This is a genomic window from Streptomyces sp. NPDC050263 (assembly GCF_040655955.1).
Classification (GTDB): Bacteria; Actinomycetota; Actinomycetes; order Streptomycetales; family Streptomycetaceae; genus Streptomyces.
In genome coordinates, this window is sequence record NZ_JBFAKW010000248.1 from 1 (window position 1) to 3,709 (window position 3,709).

Annotated in this window: 3 protein-coding genes; 1 reads left to right on the forward strand and 2 read right to left on the reverse strand. The window is 67.9% G+C overall.

Going from position 1 to position 3,709, the window contains the following annotated elements; genetic code table 11:
- Positions 1-90: 90 nt before the first annotated feature.
- Both AB0J04_RS45445 and sigJ read right to left on the reverse strand, forming a co-directional pair.
- A complete protein-coding gene (locus tag AB0J04_RS45445) occupies positions 91-1,230 on the reverse strand; it encodes a serine hydrolase domain-containing protein (protein ID WP_363174609.1) in 1,140 nt (379 codons plus the stop codon).
- Between the two features lie 801 nt (positions 1,231-2,031).
- On the reverse strand, positions 2,032-2,985 hold the full coding sequence (sigJ, locus tag AB0J04_RS45450) for an RNA polymerase sigma factor SigJ (RefSeq protein WP_363174610.1): 954 nt from the start codon (positions 2,983-2,985) through the stop codon (positions 2,032-2,034).
- A 101-nt stretch (positions 2,986-3,086) separates the two neighbouring features.
- Here sigJ and AB0J04_RS45455 point away from each other — a divergent pair, with 101 nt between their 5' ends.
- On the forward strand, positions 3,087-3,461 hold the full coding sequence (locus tag AB0J04_RS45455; RefSeq protein ID WP_363174611.1) for a hypothetical protein: 375 nt from the start codon (positions 3,087-3,089) through the stop codon (positions 3,459-3,461).
- Positions 3,462-3,709 lie beyond the last annotated feature (248 nt).

Consider the following 3,709-nt stretch of genomic DNA (forward strand, 5'->3'; position numbering starts at 1 on the left):
ACAGCAGCGATATGGCACAACGACGCCACCGGACAGCCCGTCCTACGCTCACTGACCGCCTACGATCACTGACCCCTTGGAATCGATCATCTAGGAACGGGTCCGGCACAGTTCCTGGTCGACGAGTGCGCGCATGGCCTGCTCGGTGTCCTGACCGCCGTCACTGCTGACGTACACCACGGCCGTCCAGGTCCCGTCTCGGGTGGCGCCACCCCAGGTGATATAGCCCAGCAGTTCGCCCCGGTGACCGAAGTAGCTGCCACCACAGGACAACGGGATCTCCGCAAGACCGAGTCCATACCTCACGCCCAGCCCGGGCGTGGTCACGGTGGTCGTCATCTCGTCGAGTTGCGCCGGAGCCAGCAGACGGCCGCCGAGCAGCGCGGCGTAGAACCGGTTCAGGTCGTGCGCGGTGCTGATGACCGATCCGGAGCCGACGGCCATACTCGAATTGAGCACCGTGACGTCGGTGCCGGTGTCGAACGCGTAGCCCTGGGCGTGCGGGCCCAGGATGAACGGGAAGGTGCCGGGCGTACTGGTGTCCTTCAGACCCAGCGGCTGGATGATCCGGTCGTTCACCTCCTGCGCCCAGCTCCGTCCGGTGATCTTTTGGGTGATCATCGCGGCGAGAATGTAGTTGGTGTTGGAATACGACCATTGTTCGTCGTCCGGGAAGAATTTGAGAGGGAGCTGCATCGCCAGCCCCACCAACTCCTCGGGGGTGTAGGTGCGGAACCGCTCGGCTCGATAGCCGTCCGCGCTGTTCAACGCGGGTATTTCCGGCCCGATGTCACGGATGCCGCTGGTGTGCTGCAGCAGCTGCCGCACGGTGATCTGGCTGCCGTCGTTGCCGTTGCCCTGGACCACTCCCGGAAGCCACTGCTCGACGGTGTCCTCCAGGGACATTCGCCCCTCGCCGACGAGTTGCAGCACGACCGTGGCGGTGAAGGTCTTGGTGGCGCTGCCGATCCGAAATCTGCCGTTCAGTGGCATCTGTCTCCTGGTGCCCTTCTCGGCCGTCCCCGCGCGCGCGATGTCACGTGTGTCCGGTGACGTCACCTCAGCGGACACACCAACGGCCCCGGTGTCGTGGACCGCATCCACCTGCTGCTGGAGCGGATCGGCCTGCGGTGGCTTCGCCGCCGCCGTCCCGGTCGACGTGGCGAAGAGAACCGCGCCCAGGCTGCTCAGGACAAGCAGGTCCCGCCGACGTCTTCCTGGCACATGCATGATGATCCCCGTCCTGTTCGGGTTGCCTGCGTGTTCAGCGTTCAGGCTGTGGCCCCTGGTGTTCCGCTCCCGGAGCCGGTGGTCGACGACCATCCCACCAGCGATGAGGGGCTCGGCCCATCCGGCTCTCCCCCCGACGCGCCGGTGCGCTGTCCCCAGGGCGGTGCTGGGGGTTACCCCCCGTGGGGACACCGAGGCTTCTTCCTCCAGCCCGCTCCGACCAGCGAGATCACGATCTACGGCTGTAGGACCAGTCACATCGAGGTCAGGCTGCGGCAGGGTTGCCGGCCCTCGCAATGACCCGCCCCCGGCCCCTCACCTCAAAGGGGACCGAAGTCCCAGAACAACAGCTGTCTCTGCTCTTCGCACCGGGCCAGCGGGCAGACCGCACGCAGCTCAAGCCGGTTCTGGAGAAGATCCGCGTCCCGAAGCCAGGGCCGGGTAGGCCCCGCAAGAAGTCGGACGGCATCGTGGCCGACAAGGCCATGGCAACGGGCCGTGCCGCGAGTACTTGCGGCACCGGGGCATCCGGCACACGGTCCCGGAGAAGACCGACTGAGTCAGGGCCGCCCGGCTTCGACGAGGAGCGATGCAAGAGACTCAACACCGTCGAACGGGCGATCAATCGGTTGAAGGAGACACACGTGTATTCGGCGTCCCGTCCGCGCACGCCAACACGATGCGCGCCCGCTCGGCGAGACGGGGCGTCACAACCCCGCTCGCCGAGCGCGGCAACTCAGCGCGCTCTCCATCGGACAGCGCAACTTCGACGGCACGAGGACCCCGAGACTTGAAATCTGGCTACAGACTCAAGCCCGCGATCTCCGGCGCATCACACCAGCCATCCCGGGCCCACGGCCGCAGCTTCTCCGGGTTGCGGATCGCCCAGATCCGGGTGACGCGCCCGTCGGAGACGTCGAACGCGGCTACGGTCATGACGATTCCGGCGCGCTGGGCCACCAGACCTGGCGCACCGTTGACCGACCGCTCCAGGAGTTCGAGCCCGTGAGCCTTGTCGGCGATGGCGACCATGTACTGGGCGATGCGCGCGCCGCCCTCGACCGGGCGCAGGACGGCGCCGACCATGCCTCCGCCGTCGGCGGTCATCACGGCGGCCGGGTCGAGGAGACCGACGAGGGCTGCGATGTCCTTGGTCTCCCATGCCTCTTTGACGTGCCTCACCACGCCGGCCCGGCCGGTCGCCGCCACCGGAGCGCGCGCGATGCTCACCCGCCGCCGGGCGGAGGCCGCCAGCTGCTTGCAGGCCGCCGGGGTCCGGCCGAGAACACCGGCGATCTCGGCGAACGGATACCGGAAGACGTCGTGCAGGACGAACGCCACCCGCTCGGCGGGCGTCATCGTCTCCAGGACGACGAGGAAGGCCATGGCCACCGACTCGTCCAGGACGATCTGGTCGGCGGGGTCTGCAGGGCCGGTGGGGCCGGCGCCGCCCGCGTGGTCCCACTCGGTGCGGTCGGGCAGCGGCTCGGGCAACCATGCGCCGACATAGCGTTCACGGCGGGCCCGCGCCGAGCCGAGCAGGTCCAGGCAGATGCGGCCGGTCACCGTCGTCAGCCAGGCGCCGGGGGACAGGATCTCCTCCTGCCGGCTTCGTGACAGCCCGTACCAGCGTGCGTAGGCATCCTGTACGGCGTCCTCGGCCTCGGTCACCGAACCGAGCAACCGGTAAGCGACATTGATCAGTTGGCGCCGCTCGCCGGCTATCTCATCTGTGCCGGTCCCGACACTCCCCATGCTTCCGGTCGCCCCCTCGCCTTACCTTTCGCAGGCCCGCGTCGTCGGGCTGGAGAGACCTTATCGATCTACTGCCCGAGGGCGGAAAAGGGGACTGTGACATGGCCACCCAGGTGACGGCGACGGCGAACGTACGGCGCGGCTCCTCGTTCCTGCAGATCGCGATCGTCCTGCAGACCCTGACCATCTTCCTTCAGGCGGTCTCCGCCGGACTGCTGCTGACCTCGTCCTACGGAGAGACGCTGCACGGTGTCGGAGCCCGTGTGATGTACGGGGCGTCGATGCTGTACGTGCTCGCGGCGGTGCTGGCGTGGAAGCCGGGCGGCGGCTCGCCTCGGCCCATGTGGCACGCGTCAGGTTTCCTCGCACTCGCCTCGGTCCAGGTCGTGCTCGGCATTGCGCACGTCCCGTCGGTCCATCTCCCCCTGGGCGTCTTGATGTTCGGTCTGAGCGTGCTGGCGCTGGCCCGGCGCTGAGGTCCGACACGGGGCCCGCCGGGATCAACCGGGCCGCTTCTGAGCCTGGCGTTCCGCACTGCTCTACTGGGCTGGATCCTGATCGTGGTCTCGCTGTTGCGCCGACACGACCAGAACACGGGTTCCGTCGGCATCCCGGACGTCGGCGGCATGCCGCCAACGTCCGACAAGGTCAAACAGAGCCAGGAGCGTGTCTCAGTAACCGGCAACCCGCTTGGTCACCGCGCACGATGTCGAATGCCCCCACC